The organism is Pedobacter sp. AC379 (assembly GCF_979258145.1).
Window position 1 is genome coordinate 3,127,953 of sequence record NZ_OZ409839.1, and the last position, 17,543, is coordinate 3,145,495.

The window sequence follows — 17,543 nt, forward strand, 5'->3', positions numbered from 1 at the left end:
CTGCAATGAAGAAAGAAGACAGTACCGAAATAATGGTGAGCATTTTTTGCATAACCTATAACCACAGTAAATTTATTGCCAAGGCACTTGATGGTTTTTTGATGCAGCAATGTAATTTCAATACCGAAATCATCATCGGAGACGATTGCTCTACTGATGGCACAACTGAAATTATTGATGCCTACGCAGCCAAACATCCTGGTAAAATTAAAAGGTTAAAAGCACCGAAAAATATAGGTGCCACGCAAAATGTTATCCGGGTTGCATTGGCAACAAAAGGTAAATATGTGGCCACTTGTGATGGTGATGATTACTGGTCAGATCCAAATAAGCTGCAAAAACAGGTAGATTTTTTAGAAAATAATCCTGATTATATTATGTGCTGCCATTATACACGCGAAATTAATTTTGATGATACTGAGCTGTTTTACATGAACTTTAACCCCGTTCCGTTAACGTATAGCTTTAGTGATTTAATGATTAATAAACAGGTAGAAACAAGTACGGCAACCATTGTATACCGCAATACAGAAGCGATTAGGGAATTATATAAAAACGAGTGGTTTTTGAAGTGTCATGCATGCGACAAATTTTTAAAGTTGTATTCAACATGGGTTAGCGGAAAAAAGATTTATGTGCTACCTGAGGTGATGAGCTGTTACCGCAGGCATGGCGGGGGCATTTGGAGCCCTGTTGCGTATGTACCGTTAAAGAAAATGCAGTTGAGTGATTTCTATCTCATCGCCAGGATTTTTACTTATACCGGGTTACAGAAAGTTAAATTACTGTATTTCTATTTCAAAAAATATTTCCTTTTCGAAGTGAAACATAAAACGATTGGAAACGCTTTCCAAACCATTAAAACCATTGTAAACTGACGCCTGATGAATACTAAATTATGCTTCGTAATCAACAGTTTAGAAGGTGGTGGCGCAGAGCGGGTAATCAGTAATATCGCCAATAAATTTTACAGCAAAGGTTACACTGTTACAATGATTTGTCTCAATACAGCTGAAGTTAAATATAAGATGGATAGTGGGGTGAAAATCGTAAATCTGGTAAACAGGAAAAACAGTCAAAATTTTTACAATAGGTTAAAATATGCCTGGTTGACATTTTATAGGTTAATCTCGATTTTAAAAAGAGAAAAGCCTGCCTGTACCATTTGTTTTATGACATCAGCCAACCTTTGGGCGGGATTATGCTGCCTTATTTTGCGACTTCCTTATCTCGTTTCTGAAAGGATTACACCCGACTACACGATAAACAAATACAACAAATTATTGCAGTGGATTTCTTTCAAGGTTTACAGCAAATCGAAAGCAATTGTATTGCCTGCAGGAGAAATGGGCAAAGGGTTTAAGCGCAACAAATTGTTTAAAACACTTAAAAACTTTAAAACCATTCATAATCCGGTCAATAATTTTAAACAGGCTACTGCTGCAATGGTAAATCAAAAACGTTTTATACTCGCAGTTGGCCGTTTAAATCATCAAAAGGGTTTCGATTTATTAATTGATGCCTATTCCTGTTTACAGCATACGGATGTGGATCTATTGATCTCCGGAGTGGGGCCTGAAAAAGCCAGTTTAGCGCAGCAAATTGTTGCCTTAAAGTTGGAAGATCGGGTGAAATTAATTGGTTTTAAATCCAATCTCCAGGATTATTATACACAAGCTGAGGTTTTTGTGCTTTCATCAAGAAATGAAGGTTATCCAAATGCACTGGTAGAAGCAATGGGAATGGGTTGTGCCTGCGTTGCAATGGATTGCGAATTTGGTCCTTCAGAAATTATTAACAATGGAATTAACGGCCTTCTTGTTGATAAAGAAGATGTAGCAGCACTTTCAGAAGCGATAGCTAAAATACTTAATAACAATTTATTAAGAAAAAATATTTCAGAAAAAGCAAAGTTAATTAACGAAACAAATTCAATCGAAAGAATTTCTGCCAATTGGGAACAACTCATCATGTCATGACGAAAAAAATAATGTTTCTCCTTTTGTTGTTCGCGTATGTTTATGCAACCACATTCAACATCTTCATGACGGGGGTATTTAGAATTCCGGCACCTATGGTTTTCCTGGCACCGCTAATCTATTTCTACCGTACCGAAGAAAAATCTTTCCGTTATGGCAAAGAATTGTTTGTTTTTTTTATTGCAGCACTGTTTTTTTACCTGATCGGTCAGGCAGATGTAACAGGTTTTTTTGCCCTTTTAATCGTTGCAAGTTGTTTTGCATTGCTTTTTAACTACGTTATCGGCACCGATTTAAAACGAATGAATATTGCAGTTTGGTTTTTCTTTGGTGTTTTATTGCTCTCCGGAATAATTATGTTTATCGATCACCAGTATAATATGGCACCCATCAGGTCGCTATTGGTGCAAGAAGATGTATTACAGGCACCAGCAGGTATTTCTACCACCATTTTTACTTTCGGTTATCAAATGGCCGCTTTAACCCCTTTTTTGGTCATTAATGCCATATTATTTAAAAGAAGCTGGTTAATTAACCTGTTGTTATTTGGGTTGTCGCTCTGCCTGATTTTCTTTGGCATGCAACGTTCGGTTCTGGTTGCGTTTGCAATAGTAACCGGGCTGTTTTTTTTAAGCTATTACAAAGCTAAGTCAGTTTTAATTTTTGGTGCTTTATGTGCGGTATTTTTTATTGCCCAAAGTTCGATAGAGCAGTTTTCGGAAGGTAAAAAGCAACAGAATATTCTAAATAAAAGTGCCGAAAACGCAAAAGGAAAAGAAGAACGCGGTGATTTAATGGGTGAAAATATCGAAATCATTACCGATTATCCTTTTGGTTTATTGTTTTATGGTAAAACCTGGAATGATGTGGTTCAGCATAATTTTGTATACAAAAAAGGGCCTATCGTAATTACCTCTCATAATGCTTATTTAATGTTTATTACCTATTTAGGGCCACTATTGGGCATTATTTTGCTTATTTTATTGTACCGAAAGGTTGGCAAGATCATTTTTTACGCTTTTTTGCACATCAAAGATAAAAAGAATGCTTTGCTGGTTTGCTTAAGTTGTTCATTTATAGCCATATCAATCAACTCATTTTTTCATAACGAATGGTTGCTGGCTACAAGCGGGCCTACCTTATTTCTCTACTTTGCCATTTTACAACTTTCAAAAATAAAAATGGAAGACCCACTTCTGGTCGAATATAATTAACACAATTAAATTGACGAATATGAATATCCCATTCTCTCCGCCTTACATCGATCAGTCGGTTATTGATCAGGTATTGGAAACACTAAACGATAAATGGATTACCACCGGACCAAAAGTTAAAGCCCTTGAGCAGGAAATTAAAGTAATTACAGGTACTGATGAGGTAATCTGTGTAAACTCGTGGACATCGGGTGCTATATTGATGTTAAAGTGGTTTGGTGTTAAAGCTGGCGATGAAGTAATTGTGCCAGCTTTTACCTATAGTGCTACAGCACTGGCAGTTATGCATTGCGGTGCAACGCCTGTAATGGTAGATGTGTTGGATGATTTTAACATCGATCCTGAAAAGGTTGCTGCGGCCATAACCCCAAAAACAAAAGCCATAATTGCTGTTGATATTGCAGGCTGGCCTTGTGATTATGCAGCTCTTAAAGAGTTGATTAATCGGTTCGACATTAAGAAAAAATTTAAATGTAAATCTGATAAACAAGCTTTGCTTAAACGAATCTTACTGATTTCGGATGCAGCACATTCTATTGGTAGTTTGTATTACAATAGGCCTGCTGCACAGATGTGTGATGTAACCATATTTTCTTTCCATGCGGTTAAAAATATCACAACGGCCGAAGGTGGTGCCATTTGCTTAAATCTTCCGTCAGCATTTGATCCTCAGGCAGAATACAACTATTTAAAAATGTATACGCTTAATGGACAGAACAAAGATGCGCTTTCAAAATCGAGAGGTGCAGGCTGGCGTTACGATATTCTATTTCAGGGTTTAAAGATCAATATGCCAGATATTTGCGCCGCAATTGGCTTGGCACAGATCAGGAAATATAATCAGGAACTTTTGCCACAACGGAAAAAAATTGCACAGCAATATTGTGATGGCTTTGAAAATGAAGATTGGTTTATTCCCCCGCCTTTAGTAAGTACTCAACGCGAATCCTGTTACCATCTTTTCCCCTTACGGGTGAGCGGTTTAAAGGAAGAACAGCGCGATCAGGTAATTGATGATCTGGCTTCTTTAGGTATAGCGAGCAATGTTCATTTTATCCCGATGCCAATGCTTACACTCTTTAAAAATTTAGGTTATAAAATTGAAGATTATCCAATGGCCTACCAAAATTATGCGTGCGAAATCTCTTTACCCATTTATCCGCAGTTAACAGCATCAGAAGTAGAATTTATCATCACTTCAGTAATCAGTTGTGTGCAAATTCAGTTAAATAGCCATTTAGCACTAGATGAAGATGGTTTTTCTAAACACAAACAAATGGCAGTAGCATCATGAAAATAAATAAGAAAAGAATATTCGACGTGGTATTTGCAATCTTCTGTTTGCTGTTGTTCAGTCCGCTTTTAATTCTGATTGCAATTTTAATTAAACTCGATTCAAAAGGACCGGTGATTTTTAAACAGATCAGGGTTGGCAGAAACATGAAAGATTTTCATTTGGTGAAATTCAGAACCATGTATGTAACACAGCGCAGCGATAGCCTGTTAACTATTGGAAACCGGGATAGCCGCATTACACGCACTGGCTATTGGCTGCGAAAGTATAAATTGGATGAGCTGCCACAAATTATGAATGTTTTAAAAGGGCAGATGAGTTTTGTGGGGCCAAGGCCTGAAGTACGGAAATATGTTAACCTCTATAATGAAGAACAACGTTATGTATTATCTGTAAAACCGGGCATTACCGATTGGGCTTCAGTAGAATTTTGCAATGAAAACGAACTCCTTAAACATGCCGAAGATCCAGAAACGTATTACATCGAAAGAATTATACCAGCAAAAATTAAACAGAACATGCGGTACATCAACGAACACGATATTCTAACTGATTTTAAAATTATCTGGCTAACGATCAATAAAATTGTGATCAACTAAAATAGTATGTACGCGTTACAAAATATTATTAACGAAGATGTTAAGCATAAAAAGAAAGTCTTTTTTGTGCTTAGCTCACTAACCTCTGGCGGATCGGAAAGGGTATTCTGGAATTTGGCACAAGGCTTTAATAAAAACCGTTTTGATGTAACCATCATCATCCTCGATTCTACGGTAAACTGTTTCTCGATGGATTTACCAGGCGTACGTTTTATTGATTTAAAAACCAGAAAAGCTTCAAAGTCGTTTTTTGCCCTTTACAATGTATTGAAAAATGAATCTCCATATGCTGTTTTTTCAACTACGGATCATATAAATATTCTGGTTTCGCTTGTTGGCAGGTTTTTAAAAATCCCGATGCTTATTGCCCGTGCATCTAACATTCCGCACGAACAAAGGCTGTTTGAAGGCTTTAAATCAAGATTTTACGAACTTTTTGCCAGTGCAAGTTACCGGGGCTATAAACAGATTGTATGTCAATCAAACGAAATGAAACAATCGCTGGTAAATACCTATCGCGTTAACCAGCAGCTCATTAAAGTAATTGCCAATCCGGTTTTGCCGACCAGTAAATTAAAGGAATTTAAAACACCCGATAAGATTTATAAATTGTTGGTAGTGGCGCGTTTCGCCCTCGAAAAAGGCCTGGAAAGATTGGTTGATATTATGGCTGGTTTGCCCGAAAATTACCACCTCGATTTTGTAGGTACCGGAGTACTTAAAGAGAAGATTGCCGCTAAAATTCGAGATTTGAAACTCGATCATCGGCTTAAAATAATAGGAGAAATTAAAAACATTCACGAAGTAATGGTACAGCATGATTTAATGGTGCTGAGTTCATACACTGAAGGATTTCCTAATGTTGTTTTAGAAGCCCTTACCGTTGGCCTGCCTGTGGTAACCTTTAAAGTAAGCGGCATACCGGGGTTAATTTTAGATGGTTTTAACGGCTATGTTATAGAACAAGGCGATTTAGCCGGGTTTAGGGCAAAAATTATCCAGGCTTGCACAAAAGATCACTGGAAACCTTCCAAAATAAGAGAAAATGTTTACCAAAAATGCGCACTCGATAAAATCAGTGCAGCATATGAAGAATTAATCAGTTAACCATCTTAATTTTTATTGTTATGTGTGGAATATACGGCACAACTATACCTTACTCAGACGGAACAATCCGCCAGAAAATGGCAAGGATCAGTTTTCGAGGTCCCGATTATACAGGGGTTCAACGCTACGATCAAGTTGTTTTTGCGCATAACCGCCTGGCAATTATCGATCTTGATGCCCGCTCAAACCAGCCGTTTTCATATTTGCATCTTCATATTGTTTTTAACGGAGAAATATACAATTACAAAGATATCAGAAGAGAATTAGAACGTAAAAACTACCAGTTTAGCACCAGTTCTGATACCGAAGTAATTTGTGCTGCCTATTTAGAATATGGCGCAGCCTGCCTTACCCGTTTTAACGGAATGTTCGCTTTTGTAATTTACGATACCCGAAAAAATGAACTTTTTGGTGCAAGGGATCGTTTTGGCAAAAAGCCATTTTATTATGCTCATCACCATGGATCGTTTGAATTTGCAAGCCAACCATCACAAATTAGTATAGATAGGAGCTTAACTGTTGATGAAGATGCCATTAGCCAATATTTAATCTGGGGATATGTACCAGAGCCACAATCTATTTTTGCGGAAGTAAAACAGCTGCCTGCCGCAAATTATTTTACTTACGATCTGGGCAGCCATAAAATTAAAATTACCGAATACTGGACACTTGATTATGGATGGAAGAACAAATTTACAGGCACTTATGATGAAGCAAAAGAGGCTTTGGAACTGATCCTTACCGATGCTGTTAAAATCAGGATGAATGCAGATGTGCCACTTGGTGTTTTTTTATCCGGCGGGATAGATTCGTCGCTTATTGCTGCGCTGGCCACGAAAGAGATCGATCATGTTAAAACTTTCTCTATAAAATTTAACGAAAAAGGTTTTGATGAAAGTGCTTATGCGGCACAGGTAGCCAAACATTTAGGCACCGATCACCATACAATTGAATGCAATTATGATGACGGAATTAAACTGATTGAAAACTTTAACCGTTACTATGATGAACCTTTTGCAGATTCGAGTGCCATACCAACCATGCTGCTCAGCAAAAATACCAGGCAGCATGTTACCGTTGCCCTTAGTGGCGATGCCGGTGATGAAGCCTTTTTGGGTTACCACCGTTATAAATGGATTAAACAGGTAAATAGCCTGTTTTACGCCCCACATGGCGTAAGAAAAGCGTTGGCGGGTTTAATCAATCAATCGCCAAGCTATCGCCATAAACTTATTGCCATGGGCATATCAATGGAAGATGTAGAAAAACTCTATGTAAAAATGTTCGGCAATATGGAAAACTCATGGGTAAAACAACCCGATTTAGCAAAGTTTAATCCATTGATGCATATTCTCACCAATCCATCCAAACCGTTATTGGAGCGGATTTCTGATTTTGATATTAAAACTTATTTAAATGGTGATATCAATACCAAAGTAGACCGTGCATCAATGGCATTTTCATTGGAATCGCGTTCTCCTTTAATGGATTACCGGGTAATGGAATTTGCAAGAAGTTTGCCCACATCATTTAAATATACCAGCGGAAACCAAAAACGGATTTTAAAAGATTTATTGTTTGACCGGGTGCCTGCACAGTTGTTTGATAGGCCAAAAGCGGGTTTTACCATGCCGTTTCAAAATTGGTTCAGAAATGAGCTTAAAGATTATGTAATGGATAATTTATCAGCAGATAACCTGAAAAACATTCCTGGCATCCACCTAAAAAGAACAAAGGAAATTATTAACGAACACATGAGCGGGAAGTGGAACAGGTACCCTCAAATATGGAAATTGTTGGTGCTTTCGCAATGGCTGATTAAAAATAAATCAGCCGCCCGTCAAATTCCCTTAGTAGCCTAATATGATGAATGCAACAGTTAACCTCTTCAATAAAATTTTTGCTGCTGATAAATGGAATATCGGCTATGTGCACCAAACGGCAGAAGAGCTGATCAGGACTAAAAAGCTTGCTCCTTCCATAAACTGGTTAAAAGAAGACCGCGTAGATTATGCTGCAGATCCTTTTGTGGTAAATGTAAACGATAAACCTCGGATTTATTATGAAGAACTCGATTTCTGGAAAGGAAAAGGAGAGATTATGGTAATTGATGGTTTTGATTTTAAAAATAAACAGAAAGTAAAGGGCATTAAACCTGGTCAGATTCATTTATCCTATCCTTATTTAATTGAAGAAAATGGTGTTTTGTACTGCATCCCCGAAACCTCCGCAGGAAAGGAAATTGCGCTCTATCAAATAGATGAGGAAAACCCCAGCCAATTAATTAAAATAAAAGTATTGGTGAGCGGAAAAGCTTTTGTAGATAGTTCTGTCATTTACCATGCCGGTAGCTATTGGCTTTTTACCAGTGTATCCGGATATCATCAACACCTCTACATTTACCATTCAAAAACTTTGGATGGCCAATACACTGGGCATTATCTAAATCCTATCCCTGTAGAAAGGGAGTTTTGCAGGGCTGCTGGCAATCTTTTTAAGGTTGGTGAATCACTTTATCGGCCAACGCAGAACCCAAGCAATTGTTATGGGGGATCAATTATCATCAATAAAATAGAAAAACTTAACGATAAGGAGTTTAAAACTAGCCTTCAGTTCGAAATATTACCCGATAAGGCCTATAACCAGGGATTGCACAACATCAGCTTCGCTCATAATATTATCGTAATAGATGGCAAACGCAAAGTACTCAGTATCATAATGCCCTTTAAGAAGTTTGTAAGAAACTTTAAAAACAGATAAACAACCGAATGACTATCGCTCCACAAAAAATAATTCTCATTTCACTTACTGATGCACCAAATGGTGCAGAAAATGTACTGTTAATGATGGCTAATGCTGCTGGCGGAGAAATGTACTTTTTAAAAAAACATCCTTTTTCTGGGCTCAAAATTTCTGAACAGATTACAAAGCGGTACCTTTCAAAGCATTCCATTTTTTGGGGTTTTATAAAACTGACCCCCATGCTAAGGAAATTTAAAAAAGATGATGTTGTAATGAGCACGCATCCTTATTTAAATGCCTTTTTAGGGTTTTTAAAAAGAATCGGTTTCCTCAAATCAAAATTGATTGTACGTGAATGTACGTCGGTATTTACCCGTTTTAGCGGAATTAAAAAACGCATATATAAAATTATTTACCGCATGGGTTACCCAGCGGTAAATTTAGTGGTTTGCCAAACCGAACTGATGAAAACACAGCTATTGGAACATAACAAGTTCCTGGTAGCAGGTAAGGTACTGGTGCAGCCAAATCCGGTTGATTTTGATAAAATTATAGCTAAATCTACCCAACCGCTGATTAATGGTGATGCAAAACTCGAATTTATCTGCTCGGCAGGCCGGCTGATCCCTGAAAAAGGCTTTCCGGTTTTGATAAGAGCTTTTAAATTGCTAAAGCAGGCGCATCCGGAAATGAAATTACTTTTATTGGGAGAAGGAAAAGAAAGAGCAGTACTCACCAGCATTATCCAGGAAAATAATTTAACGGATTCGGTTTTTTTAAAAGGACAAATAGATAATCCGGTCCCGTATTTTAAACAGGCTAAACTTTGTGTAGTATCCTCTATAAAAGAAGGTTTCCCAAATGTGCTGTTAGAAATGATGTCGGTAAACAATGCAGTGGTGGCCACACTTTGCGCCGGGGGAATTAACGAAATTCCGGCCATTGCCAAAGTGGAGGTAGACAATGTAGAAGCACTTGCCGAGGCGATGGGTAAAACACTTAAAGGCCAAGCAAATCACAATGCTGAAATCACCATGCAGTATTTGTATGGCCGTAAGCCCGAAATATTTGCGCAATCTATTCTGAGTGCGCTAAAACAACAAAACTAAAACCCAAAAAATATAAACAATTATTACCGCATTGCTAATGGGATGCATTCTTGCGTCCCGAAAAAAACGAAAACTAAGCCCTTTGAACGGGCAATTCTTAACAGTTTCTCAAACTCAAACTTTATGAAAATTTTAATTACCGGTACAGCCGGATTTATTGGTTTCCACCTGGCAAAACGCTTATTGGAAAGGGGAGATGTTGTTGTTGGCGTTGATAACATTAACGACTATTACGATGTAAACTTAAAACATGCCCGTTTGGCCCAAAGTGGTATCGATCATCATGATCTGGTTTATGGCATCCCTCAGGTTAGTGATAAATATGAAAATTATACTTTTATAAAATTGGACATCTGCGATAAGGAAAGCCTGGAAAACTGTTTTAAAACCTACCAGTTTGATGCGGTATGTAACCTGGCTGCTCAAGCTGGTGTACGCTATAGTCTTACCAATCCAGATGCATACATTGAAGCCAACATTAAAGGTTTTTTAAACGTTTTAGAATGTAGCCGCCATTTTAAGGTTGGTCATTTATTATATGCAAGTTCATCCAGCGTGTATGGCTTGAACAAAAAAATGCCTTTTTCGGCACATGATAATGTAGATCATCCGGTTTCATTATACGCCGCCTCTAAAAAGAGCAACGAATTAATGGCGCATGCCTACAGCCACTTATTTAATTTGCCAACTACCGCGTTGCGTTTTTTCACCGTTTATGGTCCGTGGGGCCGCCCGGATATGGCTCTTTTTTTATTCACCAAGGCAATTTTGGAAGGTAAACCGATCGAAGTTTTTAATAATGGGGAGATGAAGAGAGATTTCACTTATGTGGATGATATTATAGAAGGTATCGTAAGAATATTCGATCAGCCTGCACAGCCAAATCCGCACTGGAACAATCAAAATCCTGATCCGGCAACCTCTGCAGCACCCTTTGCTGTATTTAACATAGGAAGGGGAGCACCCGTTAATCTGCTTGATTTTGTAGAAGAAATTGAAAAAGAAACCGGATTAACTGCACAGAAAATTTTTATGCCGATGCAGGATGGAGACGTAGCAGAAACATCGGCAAATATTGATGATCTTAAAAACCTGCTCAATTATGAACCATCAGTATCCGTGCATGAAGGTGTGAAGAATTTTGTAAACTGGTTTACAGCTTTTTACCACCCAGATTTACAGGTTTCGCTCAAAACAGCATAACATGCAATTTGGTTTGTCATTTATTTGTAAACTAGGTGTATAATAAACTACTATATATTGAATAATTAAATCTTCATTTTACAATCTGTAAGCAATTGGTTTACAGTATAAATAATCGTAAATATTATTCCTATTAATTAATTATCAGCGTTTTACCTGCATTTTCTTAGATATACTCATTTATCGCGCATAGCGTTAAGTTGTAAATTTAAAAAAATAAAAATGCAGAGAATGACAAAATTGTTTAGAGAAGTGAGTTTAATTGGTTTAATATTAATGACAGTTATTTTTTTTAGTAACTGTAAAAAAAGTGTGAAAGCGAATGATGTGCTGGTTGATAGTACTCAGCTGTTTTCGAAAGATTCGAGCGCGGTATTGGCCGCAACCAGTGGCAGTACTGGCAAATTAAGCCTTTCAGGATTAAAATCAGAAGGTGGTTACGCCTTTAAAATTGCACAATCAATTTCTGGTGGTGATAGTGAAAGCGCAAAAGAGCAATCAGTATTAAGGTTATTTGAAAACGGTGTAGAAATTGGCCCTGCTCATAGCGTACACGATGATATAAGAAACATTGGTAAAGGAAGGTTTAGCCATTGGGGCACCACGGTTATATTTTCAGCATCTGATAATTCAGACCCGAGAACAAACGGCCGTTCTTATACTTATTTAATAGGCGGTACCAGTGCAGCTTTGCCTCCGGCAGAGGTACAAACACCCAGCACACCAGCAAACACCACAGTTAATGCAGCGTTGGTAGGTTATGCTTTGGTAAATGGTAAAACAACAGGTGGCCAGGGCGGGGTAGAAACTACTGTAAGCACTTTGGCGCAGTTAAAAGCTGCACTTGGCGATAATGTAACCCGTACAGTTTATATTAATGGTACCATTAAAGGCGCGGGTACCGATCCGGTTTATGTTAAATCCAACAAATCCATTATTGGTAGATCTGGTGCTGTTATAGAAGGTGTTAACCTATTTATTTATACGGTAAACAACATTGTAATTCAGAATATTACCTTTAAAAATTATGTAGAACAAGCTGCGGTACAGATTAAAGAGGCTGCCCACCACATTTGGGTAGATCATTGTGATTTTTCTACAGACCGTTCACGCGGTTGGGAATATTGGGGTAAAGACATTACCATTACCAGAGAATCTGATTATGTAACGGTATCATGGAATAAGTTTCACGATACAAATTTATCTGTGCTGATTAGCGGCGGTATTGAAGGTCATGAATCCGATAAGGGAAAATTACACATCACCATGCACCATAACATGTGGTACAATGTTACCGAGCGCGAGCCTTCAATGAATTATGGAAGTGTGCATATGTTTAACAATTATCACCTTAACAATGCCGGTTACTCTATCGGCACAAGAGCTGGTGGTATTGTACGAACAGATAACGAATATTTCTCTAACTGTGCCAAACCTTTAACAACAAAAGTAGCAAGCGATCCTGAAGGATATTTTAGCGGCATTAACACCAATATTTACGATAAATGTGGTGCAAACAATATAACGACGACAGTTTCTAACTGGATTCCAGATTATGATTACAAATCATTCCTTAACGATGCAGCCAGTGTGCCTGCCATTGTTATGGCAAATGCTGGTGCCAGATAAGTAAACCAAAATCTTCATATTTTTTCTGCAAAAAGCCACCTGGATAGGTGGCTTTGCAGTTTAAATTAAAATTTTGACATGATGAATATGACCAAAAAAAAGATTTTTATCGTGTGCGATTCTTCCAGGTCATTGCTCGATTTTCGCGGCAAACTGATCGAAAAGATGCAGCAGCACAACCAGGTGTATGTTTTTACACCTAAAATAGAACAAGAATCGGTTCGGAACAGGTTAAAAGAACTCCAGGTAATTACTTACGAAAGTAAGCTCGATGGCAGTAATGTTTCTATCTTATCCGACCTGAGGTTTATTTACTCACTTTATAAACTAATCAGGGCAATTAAGCCCGACGTTTTTTTTCCTTACACTTTTAAACCGGTTATTTATGGCTCATTTTTAGCCAAAATATGCAAGGTTAAATTAATTGCCCCAATGCTCACCGGGTTAGGCTATAATTTTACAGATAACGGCACCAGTAACAAACTGATTGTTAAAATAACCCGCTTATTGTTAAAGTTAAGTCTAAAACCCAATCCCAGATTAAATATCATATTTCAAAATAAGGATGATTCTGAGCGATTGATTGATTTAAAAATCCTGAATAAAAAACATCAGGTATATGTGGTAAACGGCTCAGGCGTAGATTTAAGTCACTACAACTACTCAAAACCAAGTACATCGCCCATTACCTTTTTAATGGTATCCAGATTGATCAATGCAAAAGGAATAAAAGAATATTACGATGCTGCAAAAATGATCAGAAGCCGCTTTCCGTTAACTGTTTTTAAATTAATTGGTCCTTATGATAGCAATATAGATGCAATTACCCCTGCCTTATATCAGGAAATAGCCTCTGGAGATACCATACAGTACATGGGGCAGGTTGATGATGTGCGGCCAGAAGTAGAAGGTTCTTCTGTAATGGTGCTTCCATCTTATTATGGCGAAGGCGTACCGAGATCTGTACTGGAGGGAATGGCTATGGGAAGAGCGGTAATTACCAGCGATTCTGTGGGTTGCCGCGAAACGGTTAATAACGATCCTAAACAAGCTAACGGCTTTCTTATCCCGGTTAAAGATGCCGGTGCACTGGCCAGTAAAATGGAGTACTTTATTAATAACAGTGATGATATTATTGCTTATGGAAACAATGGGCATCAATTTGCAAAGGCAAAATTTGATGTAAACATTGTTAATGCAGCACTTTTTAAGATTATGCAATTACAGGCCTAACCAGCCCGGGCACACAAATAAACTAACCAAATAAATAAACTAAACCTTAAACTGTGAACAATACATTTATTTACAAACGAGCCACCTTAGCCGATTTCAGAGAAGCTATAGATGAGTATGGATGGGTTGTATATGAAAAAGCAATCAGTCAGAAATTAATTTCAGAAATCACCACAGGTTTTGAAACATCTTATCTTTTAAGGAGAGAAATACAGGTTTTGAATGGAATTGATGAAAATATGGAGGGCACGCTGCATCATTTGCTCGAGAAAGACAATTTTGCAATTGAACTTTTGAGCAAATTATACTGCCACAGGGAAATCCGCGATTTTTTGGGCGGTAACTATATCCTCAATGGCATTAACGGGGTAATTAACTCCAAAAAAAGTAAATCTTATATCCAGAATATCCACCGTGATGTGCGCACCTTTTCATCCGAATCGAAATTTATGATCCAGATGATTATTGTACTTGATGATTTTACCATTTTCAATGGAGCCACACATTTTCTTTCAGGTTCTCATAAGCTGGATATTAAGCCTGATGAAAAGCATTTTAAGGCTTTTTCTAAACAGGCCATTGCTAAAAAGGGGAGTATCATCCTCTTTGATTCCAATATCTGGCATGCTGGAGGAATCAATTTTACCCGTAAACACCGCAGGGCTTTAACTTTGGGCTTTACAAAACCTTACATTAAACAACAGTTCGATTACCCTCGTTTTCTGGGTTACGAATTCGGCGAAAAAATAGATAGCGATTTAAGGCAGATCATTGGCTATAATGCCAGGGTGCCAGCCAGCTTACAAGAATATTACAGGCCGGTAGAAAGCAGAATGTACAAAACAGATCAGGGATAGATGTGATTACAATGGAAACAATAACGCATGCAGCCAAAACAATTGGAGGCTATATACCACTCGAATTATCGAAAGGAGCAGTTTATTATCCAAATTTAATTGCCCTTAACACAGGTAGGAATGCTTTGGAATATATACTGAGGATAAGAAAGTACACCAGCATTTACCTGCCATACTTTACCTGTGAAGTTTTATTGGAGCCCTTAAAAAAATTAAATGTAAAGTATCATTTTTACCATATAGACGAGGATTTAGATCCGGTAATTGATTTCGAAATTGGCGAACGAAGCTGTTTCCTTTATACCAATTATTTTGGGATAAAAACTGCTACCGTTAAAAGGTTTGCTAAAGAGATTAAACATCTGATTATTGACAATGCACAGGCCTTTTTCTGTGAGCCTATAGCAAATTGCGACACTTTTTATTCCTGTAGAAAGTTTTTTGGCGTACCCGATGGTGCGTACCTCAATATTTCTACCCAACTCGGTTTAAGTTTGAAACAAGATCAATCTACAGACCGTTTTTCGCACCTGATTAAAAGTATCGATCTAAATATTGAGGAAGGTTATGCCGATTATATTGCAAATAACAATGTGCTTTGCCATAACGAAATCAAAAAGATGTCTGTTTTAACAGCAACAATCCTGGCCAGCATTGATTATGAAAAATGTGCTCAAATTAGAAAGAGCAATTTTGCTTACCTCGATGAGCATTTAGGTGAGGAAAATATTTTAAGGCTAAATTTCTCAGGCGACGATGTTCCGATGGTTTATCCGCTTCTGCTAGAAGATCCTTCCATAAAAAAGCAGCTCATCAATCAAAAAATCTTTGTGGCTACGTATTGGCCCAATGTTTTTGAATGGGCCCATGCCGATAGTTTTGAATTTTTCCTGGCGGCAAATCTGGTTTCAATACCAATCGATCATCGCTACAGCTTAGCAGATATGGCCCTGATAGTTAAAGCATTAAAGCAACTGATATGACCACGGAAATTTACCTTAGGCCATTGGCATTGAAAGATGCAGAGGTATCGTACAGATGGCGGAATGACCCTGAAGTATGGTTATATACCAAATTTATGCTTAAACAACCCATCACGGCCGAAATTGAGAAACAATGGTTACTGAATAAGCTTGATTTAACAAATGAAAAACGTTTTGCCATTTGTGTAAAAAATACAAACGAATATATAGGCAACATCCAGCTGCTTGATATTGCAAATGAAACCGCCGAATTCCATCTTTTTATTGGCGAAAAAAAATACTGGGGCATGGGTATTGGCTACCATGCATCATTAATGCTGCTTAAATATGCCTTTTATAACCTTAACCTTAAAAATGTGTTTTTAGAAGTTCATGCAGAGAATTTGGCAGCATACTCAATTTATAAAAAAGTTGGCTTTCAACCTGTTTCGCAACAATCAGATTTTATAAAAATGGTAATTAATGCTTCAGTTCTAGCAACCATACATTAATCTATCCTGTAAAGAAAAACAATAAATACAACTTCCAAATGAGAAAGATTATTACAATTGATAATAAGCAAGAATGGTCTGACTATGTAAAACGTGCGCTCCACTACGATTTTTATCACACCTGGTATTACCATTCATTAGATAAAAGTGGCCTGCCAATATTATTTGTATACGAAGAAGATGAAAACTTTATTGCTTTTCCGCTTTTAAAACGAAATATTCCGGGCTCCGATTTTTTTGATTTTACCTCTGTTTATGGATATACAGGCCCAATATCCAACATGGATTTCGAATTCCTCGACGATGATTTTATGGAGCGTTTTAAAACATCTTTTGTCGGTTTTTTAGAAACAGGGCAAAATGTAACGGTTTTTTCGAGGTTACATCCATTTTTTAACCAGGAAAGGTTAATGGAAAAGTTTTCGGGCGTACATGCAAATGGGAAAACCGTTGCGATTGATTTAACCACAACAATTGAAAGCCAGCGTGCAGGTTACCGAAAAAGTGTAAAAGAAAAAATAAGGCGTTTACGCAAGCGCGATTACGAAGTCAAAATTTCTACTGATATTAATGACGCAAGCATATTTTCTGAAATATATACAGAAAACATGATCCGCATTGGGGCCAAAGATCACTATCTTTTTAACAATGCATATTTTGTGGCACTGCTTTCTTCGGATGAGTTTGACAGTAAACTTTTTCTGGTGTACAAAGATGGTATAGCCATTTCGGGGGCGATTGTGGTTTGTACCAATGAAATTATGCAGGTACATTTGCTGGCCACCAAAACCACTTACCTGTTCGAGTCTCCTGCAAAATTATTAACAGATGAAATTACCGTAATCGGCAGGCAGCTTGGCTATAAGTATTTTAACCTGGGCGGTGGGGTTAACTTTAAAGAAGATAACCTCTTTGGCTGGAAAATGGGTTTTTCTAATTTATGCTTCGAATTTAACAGTTGGCGTTATATTGCCAATAATGATTTATACAATAGTTTATTAAACGAAAGATCGCTTGATCCTTTCTCAAACATCGATTTTTTTCCACTCTACCGTAGTCCCGTAATTGCTTCTTAATCAATTAAGTTTTTTTAAAACACTGTT

General features: G+C 37.5%; 16 protein-coding genes. All 16 read left to right on the forward strand.

The features are described 5' to 3' along the window. The first annotated feature begins 5 nt into the window (after positions 1–5). The 16 genes from ACZZZW_RS13980 to ACZZZW_RS14055 all read left to right on the forward strand — a co-directional run bounded on the left by ACZZZW_RS13980 (position 6) and on the right by ACZZZW_RS14055 (position 17,516). Complete coding sequence (locus ACZZZW_RS13980) at positions 6–878, forward strand: glycosyltransferase family 2 protein (protein ID WP_463494211.1); 873 nt, start codon at positions 6–8, stop codon at positions 876–878. Between the two features lie 6 nt (positions 879–884). Beyond that, complete coding sequence (locus tag ACZZZW_RS13985) at positions 885–1,979, forward strand: glycosyltransferase family 4 protein (protein ID WP_463494213.1); 1,095 nt, start codon at positions 885–887, stop codon at positions 1,977–1,979. Next, a complete protein-coding gene (locus tag ACZZZW_RS13990; RefSeq protein WP_463494215.1) occupies positions 1,976–3,193 on the forward strand; it encodes an O-antigen ligase family protein in 1,218 nt (405 codons plus the stop codon). The genes ACZZZW_RS13985 and ACZZZW_RS13990 overlap by 4 nt, the downstream gene beginning before the upstream one ends. A 19-nt stretch (positions 3,194–3,212) precedes the next feature. Further along, the gene (locus ACZZZW_RS13995) at positions 3,213–4,487 is read left to right on the forward strand and encodes a DegT/DnrJ/EryC1/StrS family aminotransferase (protein WP_463494217.1); all 1,275 of its coding nucleotides are present in this window, start codon (positions 3,213–3,215) and stop codon (positions 4,485–4,487) included. Continuing rightward, on the forward strand, positions 4,484–5,086 hold the full coding sequence (locus tag ACZZZW_RS14000) for a sugar transferase (protein ID WP_463494219.1): 603 nt from the start codon (positions 4,484–4,486) through the stop codon (positions 5,084–5,086). The genes ACZZZW_RS13995 and ACZZZW_RS14000 overlap by 4 nt, the downstream gene beginning before the upstream one ends. 6 nt (positions 5,087–5,092) lie before the next feature. Then, positions 5,093–6,193: a glycosyltransferase gene (locus tag ACZZZW_RS14005; protein ID WP_463494221.1), complete on the forward strand. Its 1,101-nt coding sequence runs from the start codon at positions 5,093–5,095 to the stop codon at positions 6,191–6,193. A gap of 20 nt (positions 6,194–6,213) precedes the next feature. Further along, positions 6,214–8,055 (forward strand): asparagine synthase (glutamine-hydrolyzing), encoded by a 1,842-nt coding sequence (gene asnB, locus ACZZZW_RS14010; protein WP_463494223.1) that lies wholly within the window; start codon positions 6,214–6,216, stop codon positions 8,053–8,055. Between the two features lies 1 nt (position 8,056). Continuing rightward, positions 8,057–8,953: a glucosamine inositolphosphorylceramide transferase family protein gene (locus ACZZZW_RS14015; RefSeq protein ID WP_463494225.1), complete on the forward strand. Its 897-nt coding sequence runs from the start codon at positions 8,057–8,059 to the stop codon at positions 8,951–8,953. A gap of 8 nt (positions 8,954–8,961) precedes the next feature. Further along, the gene (locus ACZZZW_RS14020; protein ID WP_463494227.1) at positions 8,962–10,044 is read left to right on the forward strand and encodes a glycosyltransferase; all 1,083 of its coding nucleotides are present in this window, start codon (positions 8,962–8,964) and stop codon (positions 10,042–10,044) included. A gap of 123 nt (positions 10,045–10,167) precedes the next feature. Continuing rightward, positions 10,168–11,247, forward strand: a complete 1,080-nt coding sequence (locus ACZZZW_RS14025) for an NAD-dependent epimerase (RefSeq protein ID WP_463494229.1) — start codon at positions 10,168–10,170, stop codon at positions 11,245–11,247. A gap of 231 nt (positions 11,248–11,478) precedes the next feature. Next, the gene (locus ACZZZW_RS14030; RefSeq protein ID WP_463494231.1) at positions 11,479–12,876 is read left to right on the forward strand and encodes a pectate lyase family protein; all 1,398 of its coding nucleotides are present in this window, start codon (positions 11,479–11,481) and stop codon (positions 12,874–12,876) included. 87 nt (positions 12,877–12,963) lie between these two features. After that, a complete protein-coding gene (locus ACZZZW_RS14035; protein ID WP_463494233.1) occupies positions 12,964–14,109 on the forward strand; it encodes a glycosyltransferase family 4 protein in 1,146 nt (381 codons plus the stop codon). Between the two features lie 53 nt (positions 14,110–14,162). Continuing rightward, positions 14,163–14,966, forward strand: a complete 804-nt coding sequence (locus ACZZZW_RS14040; protein WP_055911694.1) for a phytanoyl-CoA dioxygenase family protein — start codon at positions 14,163–14,165, stop codon at positions 14,964–14,966. An 11-nt stretch (positions 14,967–14,977) separates the two neighbouring features. Further along, on the forward strand, positions 14,978–15,949 hold the full coding sequence (locus ACZZZW_RS14045; RefSeq protein ID WP_463494235.1) for a hypothetical protein: 972 nt from the start codon (positions 14,978–14,980) through the stop codon (positions 15,947–15,949). Continuing rightward, positions 15,946–16,440, forward strand: a complete 495-nt coding sequence (locus tag ACZZZW_RS14050) for a GNAT family N-acetyltransferase (protein WP_463494237.1) — start codon at positions 15,946–15,948, stop codon at positions 16,438–16,440. The genes ACZZZW_RS14045 and ACZZZW_RS14050 overlap by 4 nt, the downstream gene beginning before the upstream one ends. Before the next feature lie 38 nt (positions 16,441–16,478). Next, positions 16,479–17,516: a GNAT family N-acetyltransferase gene (locus tag ACZZZW_RS14055; RefSeq protein WP_463494239.1), complete on the forward strand. Its 1,038-nt coding sequence runs from the start codon at positions 16,479–16,481 to the stop codon at positions 17,514–17,516. The last annotated feature ends 27 nt before the right edge of the window (positions 17,517–17,543 follow it).